The following is a 17,872-nucleotide window of genomic DNA, read 5'->3' as shown; positions in this document are numbered from 1 at the left end:
CCCACCGGACCAAGATCATGTGGCGTGGGTCACATATTCACTGGGCGAGGACCGTCGCGCAAACCTAGGATCGGTGGGAAACGCCCGAATCTCCCCGGGAGCACTCACATGCCAGGCGCGATCTATGCCGAGGGTCTGGTGAAGACCTTCGGCGATGTACGAGCTCTGGACGGCGTGGACCTCGACGTGCCCGAGGGCACGGTCCTGGGTCTGCTCGGACCGAACGGCGCGGGGAAGACGACCGCCGTGCGCGTGCTGACCACCCTTCTCCGGCCCGACAGCGGCCGGGCCGTCGTCGCCGGGATCGACGTCCTGAAGGATCCCGACGAGGTGCGCCGGAGGATCGGACTCTCCGGCCAGTTCGCCGCCGTCGACGAGTACCTCACCGGCCGCGAGAACCTCCAGATGGTCGGGCAGCTCTACCAGATGAGGTCGAAGGACGCGAAGGTACGGGCCGACGAGCTCCTGGAGCGGTTCAACCTCGCCGACGCCGCCGACCGCACCGCGAAGACGTACTCCGGAGGCATGCGCCGCCGCCTCGACCTCGCGGCCGCCCTCGTCGTGTCCCCGCCGGTCATGTTCATGGACGAGCCGACCACCGGCCTCGACCCCCGCAACCGGCAGGGCCTGTGGGAGGTCATCAAGGAACTCGTCGCGGGCGGTACGACCCTGCTCCTCACCACCCAGTACCTGGAGGAGGCCGACCACCTCGCCCACGACATCTGCGTGGTCGACCACGGCAAGGTCATCGCGCGCGGCACCTCCGACCAGCTCAAGGCCCAGACGGGCGGCGAGCGCGTCGAGGTCGTCGTCCACGGGAAGGGGATGATCGGCGACGCCCGGGACGTCCTCGCGCGCTACGGCATCGCGGGCATCGGTCACGGCGAGGTGTCCGTCGAGGACCACACCCGCAAGCTCACGGTCCCCGTCGCCGGCGGCGCGAAGCTGCTCGCCGAGGTCATCCGTGACCTGGACGCCGTCGGTGTCGAGATCGACGACATCGGACTGCGCCGCCCCACCCTCGACGACGTCTTCATCTCGCTCACCGGTCACGCGGCCGAGCGCGAGGCGGAGGAGAACGGCGGGTCGAACGGCAAACCCCGGCCGGTCGACGGCCGTGACGGCAAGCGCGTGAAGGAGGCGGCCGAGTGAGCACCATGAACGACTCCCTGGTGATCGCCCGCAGGAACCTGATCAGGATGTCCCGGATTCCCGAGATGATACTTTTTGGGCTGATTCAGCCGGTGATGTTCGTGATCCTCTTCACGTACGTCTTCGGCGGCTCCATGAGCGTCGGCGGCAGCACCGACCCGGACGTCTACAAGAACTTCCTGATGGCCGGCATCTTCGCGCAGACCGTCACCTTCGCCACGGCCGGCGCGGGCGCGGGCATCGCCGACGACATGCACAAGGGCCTCATCGACCGGTTCCGCTCGCTGCCGATGGCCCGCGGCGCGGTCCTCACCGGCCGCACCCTGGCCGACCTCGTGCAGACCGCGCTGACGCTCTTCGTGCTCGCGGTCGTCGCGCTGATCATCGGCTGGCGTCCCGGTTACGCGGCGCCGACCAACTTCGGGAAGATCATGGCCGGCTTCGCCCTGCTCCTTCTCCTCGGCTACGCCTTCACCTGGATCGGTGCCCTGATCGGCCTCTCGGTCCGCACCCCGGAGGCGGCCACGTCGGGCGGCCTGATCTGGCTCTTTCCGGTGACCTTCATCTCGAACGCCTTCGTGGACTCCAGCAATCTGCCGGGCTGGCTCCAGCCCGTCGCGGAGTGGAACCCGTTCAGCGCCACCGTGCAGGCCTGTCGCAAACTCTTCGGCGATCCGGGCCTGTCACCGTCCGACGCGTGGCCGATGCAGTACCCGGTGTGGGCGTCGCTGATCTACTCCGTCCTGATCGTCGCCATCTTCCGGACCCTCTCCGTCCGGAAGTACCGGCGCGCGAACGGCTGACGGCGCCGCCCCGTGCGGGGCGGCCGGTCAGGGCAGATACCCGGAGACGACGAGGCCGTCGGGAAGGGCGAGGAAGACCGCCCCTCCGGCGGCCAGCGCGTCTCCGGCGACCTGCGGGTCGACGCCGTCGGGCAGGTTGGGCCGGTACGTCTCGTAGTCCTCCTCGCCGGAGGGACCGGCCGCGAGGCGCGAGCTCACGCCCGTCTCGTCGACGGTCAGCACCTGGTCCCCGGCGAAGTAGACGCGGTCGGCGGAGACGTTCGGAGCCCGCCACCGCTCCCGGCCGCTCGCCAGGTCGTACGTGACGAGGGCCGAGGTCCCGTCGACCATGGCGACGAGACCGTCGGCGCGGACCGCCGGCCCGGCCTGCTCCGCCGTGCCCAGCGTGCGCACCCGCTTCAGCGTGCGGGAGTCGAGGACGACCACGGACCGGTCCTCCCGGCCCGAGCAGAGCACGCTCCCGCTCTTCTCGTGGACGGTGAAGGCCCCGCAGTCCTCCGTGGTCCGCGCCACCACCTTGCCGGTCCGGGTGTCCAGCGCCACCGGCCGGTCCAGGCCGAGCGGCACGAGGAGCAGGCCCCCGCCCGCCACCATCTGCTCCGGCACCCCGTCGAGCGGGGTCCGCCACAGCGTCCTGCGATCGGCGAGGCGCACCGCGGTGGCGAGCCCCGTGCCGTCCTCGCGGGTGCTGAAGTAGGCCGAGTAGAGGACCCCGTCCACCAGATCGGTGCTCTTCACGGCCCAGTCGCCCTCGGGCGCCGGGATGCTGCCGCGCGCCGCGCCGTCCGCGACCCCGTAGGCGGTGACCCCCGCCGGATCGGTCACGTACACGGTGTCGCCGACGACCGCCGGGTAGTGGGCCCCGCTGAGGGTTCCCTCGCCCCGGCTCGGCACCTTCCACAGCTGCTTGCCGTCCGCCGCGCTCAGACCGGTGACGGCGCCGCCGTGCCCCGGGCAGACCAGGACCTTCGGCGTGAGCGCGCAGGCGCCGACGCCCGACTCGACCTCCGCCGTCCAGGGCGACCAGCCGGCCGGCCGGTACGCGCGGTCCGTCGCCGCCGAGCCGAAGTCCTCGGGGTGGCCCGGGCCGCCGTACGGCAGGACGACCCGGCTGAGGGTGGCGGGCGCCGGAGCCCCCGTACCGCTCGCGCCGGGGCCGCCGCTCGCGCTCGGCCCCGCGGCCCCGCCGGTCGAGGTGCCGCCCGTGTCCCCGTCCGTCCGGTTCAGCAGCACCACGCCCGCCGTCGCCAGGACCGCCACGGCCACCGCACCGGCCACGACCGCGCCCCACGGGCGACGGCGCCGCCCGGCGGGTTCACCGGCCGGGTCCACCGGCCGGTCCGTCATCGCCGTGGGGGAGTACGGCACGACCGGGCCGAGCGTCGGCAGGTCCGCCACGCCCGCGCCCGAGGCCGCCGCCTCACCGGCCGTCCGGGCCGCCTCCCCGTACTCGGCGAGCAGCGAAAGCACCCTGCCGGGCCACGGGAAGGCCTCCGGCGCCGCCCCGCCGCCGAGCAGCTCGGCCACCTCCACCGCCGAGGGCCGCTCCGCCGGGTCGAGGCGCAGACAGCGCTCCACCACCGGCCGCAGCTCCTCGGGCACTCCGGTGAGGTCGGCGTCGGCCCGGATGATCCGGTAGACCACCGCGGCCATCTCGTCGTCCTGGAAGGGCCCCCGGCCGCTCGCCGCGAACGCCAGGACCGCGCCCAGGCAGAACGCGTCCGACGCGGGCACCACCGCGCGGCTGCCGGCCAGGTGCTCCGGCGACATGAACCCGGGCGAGCCCACCACCAGGCCCGTCGAGGTCAGCGCCGTCGCCTCGAAGGCCTGCGCGATACCGAAGTCGATCAGCTTGGGCCCACCGGCGCCCAGGAGCACGTTCGCGGGCTTGAGGTCCCGGTGCAGCACCTGCACCCCGTGCACGTCCGCGAGCGCCCGCGCGAGCGCGACACCCAGCGCCCGCACCGCCGCGACCGGCAGTGCCCCGGACCGTACGACGGCCTCCGCGAGCGAGGGCCCCGGCACGTACTCCGTCGCGAGCCACGGGGAGGGCGCGTCGGCGTCTGCGTCCACGAGCCGCGCCACTCCCGGCCCGTTCACCGTCCGCGCCGCCGCGATCTCCCGCCGGAACCGGGTCCGGAAGTCCCCGTCGAGCTCCAGGTCGCTCCGGACGGTCTTCACCGCGACCATCCGGTACGGGTCGGCCGTCGGCGCGTCCGCCCGGCAGGCGAGATGCACCTCGCCCATGCCGCCCGCACCGAGCCCGGCGAGCAGCCGGTAGGGGCCGACGAGCAGCGGGGGCCGGCCGGGCGGCAGGGCTTCCAGCACCGAACAGGTCCTTTCGGAAGGTCGCACGAAGGAGGTGGCACGGACGGGGTTGCACGGACGGGGTCACGCGGGCGAGGTCGCACGGACGAGGCCGTCCGCGCGCGGTCACTCGGGTCCCGTCACGCGGGTCCGGTCACTCGGGGAGTTCGACGGAGGCGACGACGCCCTTGTCGTAGAAGACGTACGCGATGCCGCCCACCGGCAGCACCTCCGGCGCCCGGGTCTGCTTGCTGATCGTGTTGCCGTACGAGATGTCGAAGTCCTCCTCCTTCACGCGCGGCCCGGGCGCGCCCGGCACCGGTGTCACCCGGAGTGCGCCGGCCTTCCCGTCGGCGCCGAGCCGCACGCTGTAGAGCGAGGAGAAGTCGGCGTAGACGACCTGGTCACCGGCGAGCAGCGGTGACGACCAGGCGTGGTCGAGCCCGGCGGGCGCATCCTCGGCCGGGTGGAAGGCGAGGGTCTTCCCGGTGGCCGGGTCGAGGATCTTCAGGCCGCCGTCGAAGCCGACGACGGCACGGGTGCCGACCGCCGTCGGGGTGAGCGAGGAGACCGGCGCGGGCAGCGATCCCTTCGTGGCGAGCGTGCGGGCGTCGAGCCTGTGCACCTGGTTCTTCGGGTCGCGGCCGAAGGCGTCGTCGGAGCAGTACGCGGACGGGCCGAGGACCTTGACCTCCTGGCAGGTCCTGGCGTCGGCGTCGACCTGTCCGAGGAGCGTCCCCTTCTTTCCGTCGTACGCGACGAGACCGCCCTGGCTGAGGGCGTAGACGACGCCCTTCGCGTAGGCCACCGGCTCGAAGGAGCGTTTCAACGCCTCGGGGAGGATGCCGTTGGTCAGCGCCTTCGACCACAGCGTCCGGCCGTCGGCGAGCGAGAAGGCGGTCAGCGCGACCTGTTCCGAGGTGGTGTCCTGGACCTCCGCGACCACCTCGGTCGCGGCGAACACGATGCCGTCGGCGACGACGGGGCGGGCTCCCCAGAGGAGCTGGGGCCCGAGGGCGGGCTTCCTCCAGCGCACCGCCCCCGTCCGCGCCTCGCGCACCTGTACCTCGCCTCCCGCGACGAGGACCACGGAGCCGTCGTGCACGGTGGGCCGGGTGGCGGCCCCCGCGACGAAGACGAACCCCTTGGGGCTGATGTAGGTCTCGCCGGGCGTGTCGGGCGCCTGGGGGACGTCCCACAGCTTCTTCCCGCTCGCGGGATCCAGCGCCTCGTACCGTCCGTCCGTGGTCCGGCAGACCAGCACCTTCTCGCCGGCCGAGCAGCCGAACGCCGGGGAGCCCAGCTTCCCCTGCCAGGACTTCCAGCCGGCCGGGCGCTGGGCGGTGTTCTGCGGGACGACCCCGGAGGCGTCGGCGAGCCCCCGGTCGTCGACGCCCGCGATCCGGGGCGCGGCGGGCGCGGACGACGCCGGCGGCCCGGCCTTCGCCGGGACCCGGGGCCCCTTCGTCCCGCCCTCCGGCCACAGCAGATACGTGCCGACGCCGCCGGCCGCGACCGCGAGCGCCACGACGGCCGCGATCAGTCGCCCCCGGCGGGCGCGCTGGGGAGCGGCCGGCGCGGCCGGACGCGACACGGGCGCCTGCGTCGGTACGGAGTGCAGCCCGGGCACCGCCGGGTTCACCACGGGCCCCCGGGGATCGGCCTCCGGGGCGATTTCGAGGAGCGGTCCGCCCGAGGCGACGAGCTGGGCGAGCTCCGTCCCGTACTCGCCGATGTGGTCCCGTATCCCCTCGGTCCAGGGGAAGACCTTCGGTATGCCGCCGCCGAGCATCTCCGCGAGCGCCTCCGGCGTCGGCCGTGCCTCCGGGTCCCGGGCCAGGCAGGCGGCGACGGTCCCGCGCAGCTCCTCGGGGACCCGGGTCAGGTCGGCCTCGGCCTGGGAGACCCGGTACAGGACGGCGGCGAGCGGTCCGTCGCCGAAGGGGTCCTCGCCGGTCGCCGCGTAGCAGAGCAGCGAGCCGAGGCAGAAGACGTCGGACGCGGCGGTCACCCGCCGGGCGCCGGCGACGTGCTCGGGGGACATGAAGGAGGGCGTGCCGACCATCACACCGGTGGCGGTCATGGTGGTGGCGGTGCCGCTGCGGGCGATGCCGAAGTCGATGAGGCGGGGCCCGTCGACGGAGAGCATGACGTTGCCCGGCTTGAGGTCCCGGTGCAGGACCCCGGCCCGGTGCAGATCGGCGAGGGCGCGGGCGATGCCGGTGCCGAGCGCGCGGACGGTGGCGACGGGGAGCGCGCCGCCGCGCCGTACGGCCTGGGAGAGGCTGGGCCCGGGGATGTACGAGGTGGCCAGCCAGGGCACCTCGGCGTCGGCGTCGCCGCCGAGCGGGGCGGCGGCGTACGTGCTGTCGACGAGCGCGGCGACCCTGATCTCGCGGCGGAAGCGGTCCCGGAAGGCGGGGTCGCCGGCGACGTCCCGCCGCACGGTCTTCACGGCGACGAAGGTCCCGTCCGCGGCGCCGCCGGCGGCGCCGGGGCCGTCCTGTCCGGCGGCCGCGCCCCGGGCGAGGAAGACCTCGCCCATCCCGCCCGCCCCGAGCGCGGCGAGCACCTCGTACGGTCCGATCCGGCGTGGCGCGCCCCCGCGCAGCGGTCCCAGCACTTCGCTCATCCCCCTTGTGACGCGGTGTCAGGCCGCATCATGCCCCATCATCACAGGACGTGTGCGGGCAGCACAAAGGGCCGGCCCCGACGGGGCCGGCCCTTCACGGAGAACAGGTGCCTCAGGCGGTGTACGGCTTCGCGCTGAGGATCTTCACCGCCGCCTTCTTGCCGTTCGGCAGCTCGTACTCGGCGTCCTCACCGGCCTTCTTGCCGTTGACGCCGACGCCGAGCGGCGACTGCGGCGAGTAGGTCTCGATGTCACCGCTCGCGTACTCGCGGGAGGCGAGCAGGAAGGTCATCGTGTCGTTCTCGTCGCCGTCGAAGGCGATCGTGACGACCATGCCGGGCTCGACGATGCCGTCGTCGGCGGGGGCCTCGCCGACCTTGGCGTGCTCCAGGAGCTGGGTCAGCTGGCGGATGCGGAGCTCCTGCTTGCCCTGCTCCTCCTTGGCCGCGTGGTACCCGCCGTTCTCGCGCAGGTCGCCCTCCTCGCGCGCGGCGGCGATCTTGATGGTGATCTCCGTGCGCGCGGGACCAGACAGGTACTCAAGCTCGTCCTTGAGCTTGTTGTACGCCTCCTGGGTGAGCCAGGTGACGTTGTCGCTGGTCTGGGTCACAGGTGCTCCTCGTAGGTACTGGGAATACAAAGCATCGCCCTACACGGGAAAGCTCTGCTGTCCCGGGTGGGCGAAACCACGAGCCTAACAATGAGTGGCGAAAAGCGGGAGGACATAACCATCGGGATGGTGTCACCCCAGGTCACCGCAGTGACTCGCCGGGACTCGTCACCCGGTCCCTACCCACCGCTACCGCGCCGTACACCCGATGAGCTCGGCACTGGTGGCGTGGGCGGTGGTGCGGAGCGTGAAGACGCGGTCGACCCTGGTTCCGGGGTCGTCGACCCGCACGTCCTTGCGGGCCACCTCGGCGCCGTCCTCGGAGCGGGAGCGCAGGGTGCAGACACCCCGGACGCCCTCGTCCTTGCGGATCTCCAGGTGGACCTGGACCTCGGTGGCGCTCACCACGTCGAACTTGATCATCTCGGCACTGATCTTGCTGTCGACGACGTAATGCCAGCCGAACCAGCCCAGCAGGCCGAGGAAGAGGACTCCGAGCACCGCGCCCGTGATCCTGAGCTTGCGGTCGGCGGCCTCGTCCGCGGAGCGTCCGTAGCGCCCCTCGGGCAGCTGCTCTCGCACCGCGCTCATGATCGATCCTCTCGAAGCCGGGGGTGGCGGAATTTTCACTCCCCCGATTCCGTCACTATAGAGACCACCCTCCGCGTCGAATCACTGAGGATCGAGTCTTGACTGAGCAGCTACGACTGATGGCCGTTCACGCCCACCCCGACGACGAGTCGAGCAAGGGTGCGGCCACGATGGCCAAGTACGTGTCCGAGGGGGTGGACGTCATGGTGGTGACGTGCACGGGCGGCGAGCGTGGCTCGGTCCTCAACCCCCAGCTTCAGGGTGACCCCTACATCGAGGCGAACATCCACGAGGTGCGCCGCAAGGAGATGGACGAGGCCCGCGAGATCCTGGGCGTCTCCCAGGAATGGCTGGGATTCGTCGACTCGGGCCTGCCCGAGGGTGACCCGCTGCCTCCGCTTCCCGAGGGCTGCTTCGCCCTGGAGGACGTCGACACCGCGGCCGGGGAACTGGTCCGCAAGATCCGCTCCTTCCGTCCCCAGGTCGTCACGACCTACGACGAGAACGGCGGGTACCCGCACCCCGACCACATCATGACCCACAAGATCACGATGGTGGCCTTCGACGGCGCGACCGACACCGAGAAGTTCCCGGAGGCCGAGTTCGGCCCGTCGTGGCGGCCCCTGAAGCTCTACTACAACCAGGGCTTCAACCGCCCCCGCACCACCGCGCTGCACGAGGCGCTGCTGGCACGCGGGATGGAGTCCCCGTACGGCGAGTGGCTGGAGCGCTGGAAGGAGTTCCAGCGCAAGGAGCGGACGCTGACCACCTTCGTCCCCTGCGCCGAGTTCTTCGAGGTCCGCGACAAGGCCCTGATCGCCCACCGCACCCAGATCGACCCCGACGGCGGCTGGTTCCGGGTCCCGATGGACATCCAGAAGGAGGTCTGGCCGACGGAGGAGTACGAGCTCAGCAAGGCGCTGGTGCCGACCTCCCTCCCCGAGGAAGATCTCTTCGCGGGCATCCGCGACAATGCCTGACATGAGCGCACACCTGGCACTGACCCAGCTTGTCCCCTTCGCCGCCGAAGAGCTGGACAAGAACAAGGTGACCCCCGGCGTCCTCGGCTTCGTCGTCTTCGCGGTCCTGGCCCTCGCGGTCTGGCAGCTGATGAAGTCGATGAACCGCCACATGGGCAAGGTCTCCTTCGAGGAGGCCCCGGACCCGGACGCGGCCCCGGACACCGCGGCCGCTCCGGCCACGGCGGCCGGCACCTCGGGCAAGTAGCGACGACGCCCCCCGGCCCGTACCCACCGAGGTACGGGCCGGGGGGCGTTCGCGTACGGAGCGGAGCGCCGCTTCGGCACACCGCCGGTCCGCCGCTTCGGCACAACGGCCGGTCCGCCGCTTCGGCACGGACCGGCCCACCGGCCGACGGAGCCCGTACGCGGCTACTCCACCGGCACCCCCAGCACCTCCCGGGCGTGCCGGTTCGGCACCATGCCCAGATCCCAGGCCTGCCACGCGGCCGACGGATGGACGCCCCTGCCCAGGAGCACCGCGTACGCCTCGGCGCAGTCGTCGAGACGCGGGTCGCGGGCCGGATGCCGGTCCGCCACCAGCGCGGCGAGCTCCTCGCGGGCCGTCGCCGTCCCCGGCTCCGGGGCGCCCGGCACCGCGTGCGGGAGCAGGGTGCAGCGCAGGAAGCGGGCCCAGTCGGCACCCCGCCGGTCGCCGTACGTGCCGAACAGCGCCCGAGCCTCGTCGCACAGCCCGAGCGCCTGCGGCACCCTGGCGTTGCCCGCGTCGATGATCGCCAGCTCCAGACAGGTCCAGGCCTCGCCGTGGGCCACCCCGATCCGGTGGAAGTCCGCCCGCGCGTCCACGAGCAGCTGCCGGGCGAAGCCCGAGTTGCGCAGCCCCCCGGTGCGGGCCGCGAGCTGGTCGCGGGTGACCCGGCCCGAGTGGTGCCGGGCGCCCGCCAGCCCGTGCACGTCCCGCATCCGCGAGAACATCGTCCGGGCCCGGCCCAGCTCCCGTACCGCCTCGTCGCGGTCCCCGCGCTCCTCCAGGGCGTGCCCCAGGTGGTACAGCGTCCACGCCTCCCCGCGCGCGTCCCCCTGTTCGCGGTGCCGGGCGAGCGCACCGCGCAGCCCCTCGACGGCCGGCTCCGCGTCCCCGGCGGCCAGCCGCGCGCGGGCGAGCTGGGTCAGCGCCCAGGCCTCGCCGCGCCCGTCGTGGATCCGCCCGTACCCGTCGAGGGCGGCCCGCAGCCCGGCCTCGGCGCCCGGCACGTCGCCGCGGAGCAGCAGCACCTGGCCCCGGTGGAAGTGCGCCCAGGCCTCGCCGTGCGGGGACTCGTGCTCCCGGTGCAGGGCGAGGGACCGGTCGAGCAGCGCCGCCGCCTCCGCCAGGTTCGCCCGGTCCCGCTCCACAGCGGCGAGCGCGTGCAGCGTCCAGCCCCGGTCGGCGGCGAGCGCCTCCGGCTCCTGGAGCGCGAGCGCCTCCCGCAGCCGGGCCGCCGCCTCCGCGAGCCGGCCCTGGTGGTGCAGGGTGATGCCGAGGGAGCAGAGCGCGAGCGCCGCGCCCGCGTCCTGGTGGGCCTCCTGGTAGAGGGAGACGACGGAGGTCAGCGTCGTCCGCGCCTTGTCGAGCTCGCCGATCTGCCGGGCCGCGATACCGGTCCGCCACTGGACCGACCGGGAGAGCCGGCCCTGTCCGACGGACTCGGCCAGTTCGTTGATCTCGCCGAGCCGGTAGAGGTCGCCGCGCAGCAGGCAGTAGTCGCAGAGCGCGCCGAGCAGGTCGAGCACGGCCTGCTGGTCGACGCCGGCCGTGTGCCGCAGGGCCGCCGTGATGAAGCTGGACTCCTCGTCGAGCCAGCTGAGGGCCGCCTCAAGGGAGCCGAAGCCATGGCCGTCGAAGCGGTCGGCGCGGGTCGACATCTTGCCGTCGACCATGCGGATCACGGCGTCGGCGAGTTCGGCGTAGTTCCGGATCAGCCGTTCCTGCGCCGCCGCGATCTCCGCCGCGTCCTCCTCGTCGAGGAGCCGGGCCGCCGCGAAGCCGCGTACCGCGTCGTGCAGCCGGTACCGCTCCCCGCGGACATGGTCGAGCAGCCCCGCGCGGGCCAGCCGCCGCAGCGGCAGGACGCCGTGGGAACCGTCCCTGCCGGGCGGCTCGTCCCCGAGGGGCGGCGCGTCCCCGCCGAGCAGCGCGGCGGCGGCCGCGGCGCCGAGCGAGGCCCGGCCGGCGAGCGGCAGCCGTCGGAACAGCCGCCGGGATTCCTCGTCGAGATCGGTGAAGTACCGCATGGCCAGGGCGCGTTCGACGGGATCGGGGCCCCGGTCGGGGCGGGCGAGCCGCTGCGCCAGACGGTCCATGGAGTGCGTCCCGAGCAGGGAGCCCGCCGCCCGCAGTGCCAGCGGGAGTCCGCCGCACAGCTCCCGGATCCGGTCGAAGGCCTCCGCGTCGTACGGGGCCGGGTCTGCCGCCCCCGACGCCGCCCGCAGCAGCTGCTCCGCCCCGGCCGCGTCGAGCGCGGCCACCGGGAGCGCGTGCACCTCGGCGGGCACGTCCGCCCCGAGGTCCAGCGGCTCCCGGCAGGTCACCAGGACCAGGCTGTCGGAGCGCTCGGGCAGCAGGGCCCGCACCTGGGCCGGGTCCACGGCGTCGTCCAGGATCACCGCCACCGGCACCCCGGTCAGCTGCCGCTGGTACAGCTCCGTGAGCCGGCGCACCTGCTGGTCCGCGGTGGAGCCCTCCCGGAACAGCAGCCGTTCACGCGGGGCGCCCAGCCGGTTCAGCAGATGGAGCAGCGCCTCCCGGGTCGCGAGGGGCCGTTCGCCACCGGCGCCCGGCCCGGCGGCGACGTCGCCCCGCAGGTCCACGACGCACGCGCCGCGGAACTGGTCGCGCAGCGCGTGCGCCGCCCGCACGGCGAGCGCCGTGCGCCCGGACCCGGGCTCGCCGTGCAGCAGGACCACCGTCGGCCGGGTCGAGGCCGACGCCCGGCCCGTCTGCACCCACCGTGTGATCCGGGCCAGTTCCTCCCGCCGTCCGGCGAAGTCCCCGCCGGGGTCGGGCAGCTGGCCGAAGGACCGCTCCAGTACGGCCCGCCGTCGTGCCGCCGCGCTGCGGTCGGCACCCCGCAGCCGCTCGGGCCGCAGGGCCGTCGCGCCGCCGACGTTCACGAGCGGCCCACCGGTCCGCGCTCCCGCCCGGCCGCCGTCCGCGAGCGAAGCCGACCCGTCCCGCCCGCCGGACTCCTCCCGCCCGGCGCCCGGCAGTTCCTCCCCGCCGCCCACGAGGACCACCCGCTCCCGCTCCAGGAAGGGCCGCACCCCCCGGGCCTCCAGAGCGGCCAGCCACCGCAGCCGCGTCGCGTCCACGGCGGCCGACCGATCGGCCGCCCCCGCCCCGCCGGGCTCCGCCTCCTCCGCCCCGCCGGGCCCGGCGGCCGCTCCCCGGCCCGACGTCGCCCTGAACACGGTCGCCGCCGCTCCCGCCACCGCCACCACCGCGCCCGCGCCGAGCGCCGTCCCCGTCGTCGTACCGAGCGCCAGGTCCGCGCCGACCGCGGCGACGGCCGCGACCCCGGCGACGAGCGCGGGCCCGCCCACCGCGGGCGCGGCCGGACGGCCCGCCCGGGGCGCCCGCCCGGCCTCCGTCTCCTCCACGGCCCGCAGGTACGCCGCGTACTCCCCGGCCGCGTCCGCCGCCATCGAGTCCAAGGCCGTCCGGCCCCGGGCGAGCAGCGCCGCCTCGTCCACCCGGACCCCCGAGCCCCGTACGGCTTCCTCCACCGCCCGCTCCAACAGCCTTTCAGCCTCCACCCGGTGGCTGTCCCGCATGTGCGTCCCCCTCCGCGCGTGCCTGACGTTCCCGGTCTCCGGGACCGTGTCGGGCCCAGTGTCCTGCCCGGCGCGCGTCGGCGCGAGGGAGCGGAGGAAGGAGGACACGCGAAGACCCACCCGCCCGTCGGCCTGCTGCTCCCCGTCATCACGCCACTGGGCGACCTCTCCGCCGTCCGGGTCCTCGTCCGGCAGTTCGACGGACTCGTCGTCGTCCTGACCGGCGTCCTCGTGATGAACGAGCTGCCGTCCGCGCCCGCCGAGCAGGCCTCCGGCCCGACGGGGGCAGGGGTCCCGCGCGGGTCCGCGGCGGCAGGGCAGGATGGACACCATGCCGAACCGACTGGCCCATGAGACCTCCCCGTACCTCCTTCAGCACGCCGACAACCCGGTCGACTGGTGGCCGTGGTCGGCCGAGGCCTTCGAGGAGGCCCGGCGCCGCGACGTCCCCGTGCTGCTCAGCGTCGGGTATTCGAGCTGCCACTGGTGCCACGTCATGGCCCACGAGTCCTTCGAGGACGACACCACCGCGGCCCTGGTCAACGAGCACTTCGTCGCCGTCAAGGTCGACCGCGAGGAGCGCCCCGACGTCGACGCCGTCTACATGGAGGCCGTCCAGGCCGCCACCGGTCAGGGCGGCTGGCCCATGACCGTCTTCCTCACCCCGGACGCCGCCCCCTTCTACTTCGGTACGTACTTCCCGCCCGAGCCCCGCCACGGCATGCCGTCCTTCCCGGAGGTCCTGGAGGGCGTCAAGGACGCCTGGGCCGACCGGCGCGCCGAGGTCGGCGAGGTCGCGGACCGCATCGTGAAGGACCTCGCGGGCCGCTCACTGGCCTACGGCGGCGACGGCGTCCCCGGCGAGGAGGAGCTCGCGCAGGCCCTGCTCGGCCTCACCCGCGAGTACGACGCGACCCACGGCGGCTTCGGCGGCGCCCCCAAGTTCCCGCCGTCGATGACCCTGGAGTTCCTCCTCCGCCACCAGGCCCGTACGGGCTCCGAGGGCGCCCTGCAGATGGCCGCCGACACCTGCGAGGCGATGGCCCGCGGCGGCATCTACGACCAGCTCGGCGGCGGCTTCGCCCGCTACGCCGTCGACCGCGCCTGGGTCGTGCCCCACTTCGAGAAGATGCTGTACGACAACGCCCTGCTCTGCCGGGTGTACGCGCACCTGTGGAAGGCCACCGGCAGCGACCTGGCCCGCCGCGTCGCCCTGGAGACCGCCGACTTCCTGGTCCGCGAACTGCGCACCCCCGAGGGCGGCTTCGCCTCCGCGCTCGACGCGGACAGCGACGACGGCACCGGCAGGCACGTCGAGGGCGCCTACTACGTGTGGACCCCGGCGCAGCTCGCCGAGGTGCTCGGCGAGGAGGACGCCGCCCTCGCCGCCGCCCACTACGGCGTCACCGGGGCCGGTACCTTCGAGCACGGCAGCTCCGTCCTCCAGCTCCCGCAGGACGGGGGAGTGGCGGACGCCGAACGGATCGCCCCGATCGCGGCCCGGCTCCTCGCCGCCCGCGAGGAGCGCGAGCGCCCCGGCCGCGACGACAAGGTCGTCGCGGCCTGGAACGGCCTCGCGATCGCCGCCCTCGCCGAGACCGGCGCCCTCTTCGACCGCCCCGACCTCGTCGAGCGCGCGACCGAGGCCGCCGACCTGCTCGTCCGGGTCCACATGGACGAGGCCGCCCGCCTCACCCGTACGTCCAAGGACGGCCGGGCCGGCACCAACGCCGGGGTCCTGGAGGACTACGCCGACGTCGCCGAGGGCTTCCTCGCCCTCGCCGCCGTCACCGGCGAGGGCACCTGGCTGGAGTTCGCCGGCTTCCTCCTGGACCTCGTCCTCGACCGCTTCACCGCCGAGGGCGGGGCCCTGTACGACACGGCCCACGACGCGGAGGCCCTCATCCGCCGCCCGCAGGACCCCACGGACAACGCGGCCCCGTCCGGCTGGACCGCCGCCGCCGGCGCGCTGCTCTCGTACGCCGCGCAGACCGGCTCCGAAGCCCACCGCGCCGCGGCCGAGGGCGCCCTCGGTGTCGTCAAGGCCCTCGGCCCGCGCGCGCCCCGCTTCATCGGCTGGGGGCTGGCCGTCTCCGAGGCCCTCCTCGACGGGCCCCGGGAGATCGCCGTGGTGGGCGCCGCCGGCGACGAGGCGTTCGAGGAGCTGCGCCGTACCGCGCTCCTGGCGACCGCCCCCGGCGCGGTGCTCGCCTTCGGAGCCCCCGACAGTGAGGAGTTCCCGCTGCTGAGGGACCGGCCGCTGGTGGCCGGTGGACCCGCCGCGTACGTGTGCCGTCACTTCACCTGTGACGCGCCGGTCACCGCCCCGGACGAACTCCGCCGGAAGCTCTGAGGCCTCCGGAACGGGGACGGCCCCGCGACCCCTCCGAGGAGGGGCGGCGGGGCCGCACCTGGCCGAGCGGCGTGGCTCAGCTGTTGCCGGCGCCGTTGCCGGACAGCACGGGGATGTCGCTGAGGATGTGCGACAGCGGCTCGTCACCCTTGGCCTGGGTGGAGTTCTCGGTGCACTGCTGGTTCTGCGGGGAGGACAGGACGTTGACGTCCTGGACCGCGATCGGGATGAGACCGATGAGGGAACCGGCGTTGACCTTGGCCGGCAGACCGACACACGGCTTGTTCAGGGAGCCCTGGACGAGCGCGAACTGCGGGCTCATGTCGCCGTGCGTGGCGGAGTTGCCGAACTCCTGGTGGGCACCGTTGCCGCTGAGCGAGGTGGTGCCACCGTCGTCGGCGATCGCGAGCGCCTGTCCGGCACCCGCCGCCGTCGCGCCGAGCACCGACGCGGCCACAGCAGCCGTAGCCAACAGCTTCTTCATTGTTCAGGCCTTTCGGATTGTGGCTCGCTGAGTGCCGAGCCGTGCTGATCAACTGGTCAGAGGTTCGGAGGTTCCGCGAAGTCCACCGGACGGACTACGGGCAGATGAGCGAAGCCCCGGGGGAGGGCCGGTAGGAGGCGACGGGGATCTCGCTCGGCGCGACCTCGTCGGCCGCGGGCAGCGGCAGGTCCTCGCGCAGCCGCCCGAAGACCTCGGCGGCCCCTTCCTCGTCCCAGCCGACGGTGGACCCGACGCCCGCGATGTTCGGGTTGAAGCCGCGGACGGGCACGGTCGCGAACTCCGCGCGGTCCGGGGGCAGGTCGCGCAGCCGTCCGGCGAGCGTGAGCAGCTCCGTCGCGGAGATCCCCCGCTCGGTCGCGCCCGTCCCGCGCAGGGCCGCCGCGAAGTCCCTCAGCCGTCCGGGATCGTCGAGGATGCCCTCGCGGAGCCGCTCCAGGGTGTTCACGACGAACTTCTGCTGCTTGTGGATCCGGCCGAAGTCCATCTGCCCGTCGGCCTTCCGCGACCGTACGTACTGGAGCGCCTCGCCGCCGCCGACCGGCCTGGTCCCGGGCTGCAGGTCGATACCGGTGGCCGGGTCGACGAGGGCCTTCTCCGTACAGATCGGGACTCCGCCGTCGACGCGGTCCACGGTGTCCATGAAGCGCCGGAAGTCGATCTCCAGGTAGCGGTGGACGGGGAGCCCCGTCATCGACTCGACGGTCTCCACCGCGAAGGAGGAACCGCCCTCCGCCCATGCCCCGTTGATCTTCGCCTGGTGGGCGTCGTGCAGCTTCCCGGTGCGCCGGTCGCGATGCCCGTCGGGGAAGGAGGTGAGCGAGTCGCGCGGCAGACTCACCACGGAGATCCGGTCGTTCTCCGCCGACACGTGGACGAGCATCATCACGTCGGTGCAGTCGCACTCCTTGCCGCCGAGCCGGAAGCGCTCCTTCTCCGCCTCGGTGACGCCCTTGCGGCTGTCGATGCCGACCACCAGCAGGTTCAAACCCCTGTCAGGGGCGGGAAGATCGTCGGAGGCGGCGGCGAGGGCGCCGGGAGCGAGGGCGGCGAGGGCGGCGAGCGCCGCCGGGACGAGCAGCCGACGTCGCGGCCGCCGTGCACGCGGGAATCTCATGCCCGCACGGTAATTCGATCACCCTCGCACACAGATACGCGACGCGACATGAACAGGGCGAATCACTCTCCTGCGGCGCCTGTGGAATGATGCGGGAATCGCAGCGGAAGGAGCGAAGATGGCGCCGGATCCCGGGAAATGGGAACGGATGGCCTTCATTCCGAAGAGCCGATATGTGAGCGACCCTCCCCCAGTCGACCGCACACCATTCCCGGTCTATTCCGCACTGGTCACCCAGTGGGTGCAGGCGGGGCGGACCGTGCCGGGGATGCCGGACCGGGAATGGGAACGTCTGATGGCGACCCCGATCTGGCCGACCTGGTGAAAACGAGAGGGGCCGCCCCGGAGGGCGGCCCCTGACGTGTGAACGTCGTCGCGCGAAGCGCGGAACGTCAGTTGTTGCCGACGCCGTTGCCCGACAGGACCGGGATGTCGTCCAGGATGTGCGAGAGCGCCTCGTCACCCTTGGCCTGGGTGGAGTTCTCGGTGCACTGCTGGTTCTGCGGGGACGACAGGACGTTGACGTCCTGGACGGCGATCGGGATCGCGCCGATGAGCGAACCGGCGTTGACCTTGGCCGGCAGGCCCACGCACGGCTTGTTCAGCGAGCCCTGGACCAGCGCGAACTGGGGGCTCATGTTGCCGTAGGTGGCGGAGTTGCCGTACTCCTGGTGCGCGCCGTTGCCGCTGAGCGACGTGGTGCCGCCGTCGTTTCCGATGGCGAGCGCCGGGGAGGCCACGGCGGCGGTGGCGCCGACGATGGAGACGGCCGCGGCCGCGGTGGCCATAACCTTCTTGATCACGGGAGTTCCCTTCTAGAACCTGCTCCGTGCAGGGAGCTCCCTGATCAACTGGTGTCGGACGCAAGGGTTCCGCTGTGTCACTCCCTTGGCGGAGCGCACTCGGCAGCGCGAAACGTGGTCCCAGTCGAACGGGTGAAGCGCCGGAACCAAAGCCCCCGCACGCAGTTGATCCGGTCGCATCAATCAGGTCGATTGGTGGGAACAGGAAC

At 73.4% G+C, this 17,872-nt stretch carries 15 protein-coding genes; 7 read left to right on the top strand and 8 right to left on the bottom strand.

Annotation, left to right across the window (positions count from 1 at the left end):
* Nucleotides 1-108: 108 nt before the first annotated feature.
* Nucleotides 109-1,152: an ATP-binding cassette domain-containing protein gene (locus tag ACH4MY_RS33295; RefSeq protein WP_398007857.1), complete on the top strand. Its 1,044-nt coding sequence runs from the start codon at nucleotides 109-111 to the stop codon at nucleotides 1,150-1,152.
* Between the two features lie 5 nt (nucleotides 1,153-1,157).
* Nucleotides 1,158-1,955 (top strand): ABC transporter permease, encoded by a 798-nt coding sequence (locus tag ACH4MY_RS33290; protein ID WP_398007917.1) that lies wholly within the window; start codon nucleotides 1,158-1,160, stop codon nucleotides 1,953-1,955.
* Nucleotides 1,956-1,982: 27 nt separating this feature from the next.
* Here ACH4MY_RS33290 and ACH4MY_RS33285 read toward each other — a convergent pair whose 3' ends face one another.
* From ACH4MY_RS33285 to ACH4MY_RS33270, 4 genes are all read right to left on the bottom strand, one after another.
* Nucleotides 1,983-4,283 (bottom strand): protein kinase, encoded by a 2,301-nt coding sequence (locus tag ACH4MY_RS33285; RefSeq protein ID WP_398007855.1) that lies wholly within the window; start codon nucleotides 4,281-4,283, stop codon nucleotides 1,983-1,985.
* 133 nt (nucleotides 4,284-4,416) lie between these two features.
* Nucleotides 4,417-6,894 (bottom strand): PQQ-binding-like beta-propeller repeat protein, encoded by a 2,478-nt coding sequence (locus ACH4MY_RS33280; RefSeq protein ID WP_398007853.1) that lies wholly within the window; start codon nucleotides 6,892-6,894, stop codon nucleotides 4,417-4,419.
* A gap of 112 nt (nucleotides 6,895-7,006) precedes the next feature.
* Entirely contained in the window at nucleotides 7,007-7,504 is a 498-nt protein-coding gene (greA, locus tag ACH4MY_RS33275) for a transcription elongation factor GreA (RefSeq protein ID WP_398007851.1), read from the bottom strand.
* 189 nt (nucleotides 7,505-7,693) lie between these two features.
* The gene (locus tag ACH4MY_RS33270) at nucleotides 7,694-8,095 is read right to left on the bottom strand and encodes a DUF4307 domain-containing protein (RefSeq protein ID WP_398007850.1); all 402 of its coding nucleotides are present in this window, start codon (nucleotides 8,093-8,095) and stop codon (nucleotides 7,694-7,696) included.
* Between the two features lie 98 nt (nucleotides 8,096-8,193).
* On the opposite strand from ACH4MY_RS33270, the gene mca reads away from it, so the two are divergent.
* Both mca and ACH4MY_RS33260 read left to right on the top strand, forming a co-directional pair.
* Entirely contained in the window at nucleotides 8,194-9,075 is an 882-nt protein-coding gene (gene mca, locus ACH4MY_RS33265; protein ID WP_398007848.1) for a mycothiol conjugate amidase Mca, read from the top strand.
* Nucleotides 9,068-9,322, top strand: coding sequence for a hypothetical protein (locus ACH4MY_RS33260; RefSeq protein ID WP_398007846.1), 255 nt, complete (start codon nucleotides 9,068-9,070; stop codon nucleotides 9,320-9,322). Before mca ends, ACH4MY_RS33260 begins: the two co-directional genes overlap by 8 nt.
* A 164-nt stretch (nucleotides 9,323-9,486) precedes the next feature.
* On the opposite strand, the gene ACH4MY_RS33255 is transcribed toward ACH4MY_RS33260, so the two are convergent.
* Nucleotides 9,487-12,888, bottom strand: a complete 3,402-nt coding sequence (locus ACH4MY_RS33255; protein WP_398007845.1) for a tetratricopeptide repeat protein — start codon at nucleotides 12,886-12,888, stop codon at nucleotides 9,487-9,489.
* 18 nt (nucleotides 12,889-12,906) lie between these two features.
* On the opposite strand from ACH4MY_RS33255, the gene ACH4MY_RS33250 reads away from it, so the two are divergent.
* A complete protein-coding gene (locus ACH4MY_RS33250) occupies nucleotides 12,907-13,242 on the top strand; it encodes a hypothetical protein (RefSeq protein ID WP_398007843.1) in 336 nt (111 codons plus the stop codon).
* On the top strand, nucleotides 13,220-15,241 hold the full coding sequence (locus ACH4MY_RS33245; RefSeq protein WP_398007841.1) for a thioredoxin domain-containing protein: 2,022 nt from the start codon (nucleotides 13,220-13,222) through the stop codon (nucleotides 15,239-15,241). The genes ACH4MY_RS33250 and ACH4MY_RS33245 overlap by 23 nt, the downstream gene beginning before the upstream one ends.
* A gap of 76 nt (nucleotides 15,242-15,317) precedes the next feature.
* Here the strand turns inward: ACH4MY_RS33245 and ACH4MY_RS33240 are convergent, their stop codons facing one another.
* Together ACH4MY_RS33240 and ACH4MY_RS33235 are read right to left on the bottom strand one after the other, a co-directional pair.
* Nucleotides 15,318-15,725: a rodlin gene (locus ACH4MY_RS33240; protein WP_056551757.1), complete on the bottom strand. Its 408-nt coding sequence runs from the start codon at nucleotides 15,723-15,725 to the stop codon at nucleotides 15,318-15,320.
* A 94-nt stretch (nucleotides 15,726-15,819) separates the two neighbouring features.
* Entirely contained in the window at nucleotides 15,820-16,860 is a 1,041-nt protein-coding gene (locus ACH4MY_RS33235; protein ID WP_398007839.1) for an LCP family protein, read from the bottom strand.
* 118 nt (nucleotides 16,861-16,978) lie between these two features.
* On the opposite strand from ACH4MY_RS33235, the gene ACH4MY_RS33230 reads away from it, so the two are divergent.
* A complete protein-coding gene (locus ACH4MY_RS33230) occupies nucleotides 16,979-17,185 on the top strand; it encodes a hypothetical protein (protein ID WP_398007838.1) in 207 nt (68 codons plus the stop codon).
* Nucleotides 17,186-17,252: 67 nt separating this feature from the next.
* Here ACH4MY_RS33230 and ACH4MY_RS33225 read toward each other — a convergent pair whose 3' ends face one another.
* The gene (locus ACH4MY_RS33225; RefSeq protein WP_398007836.1) at nucleotides 17,253-17,663 is read right to left on the bottom strand and encodes a rodlin; all 411 of its coding nucleotides are present in this window, start codon (nucleotides 17,661-17,663) and stop codon (nucleotides 17,253-17,255) included.
* Nucleotides 17,664-17,872 lie beyond the last annotated feature (209 nt).

The sequence above is a fragment of the Streptomyces sp. NPDC017246 genome, from assembly GCF_044331325.1.
Lineage (GTDB): Bacteria > Actinomycetota > Actinomycetes > Streptomycetales > Streptomycetaceae > Streptomyces.
Note: the sequence above shows the minus strand (reverse complement) of the source record. Positions and strands in the feature narration are given on the sequence as shown.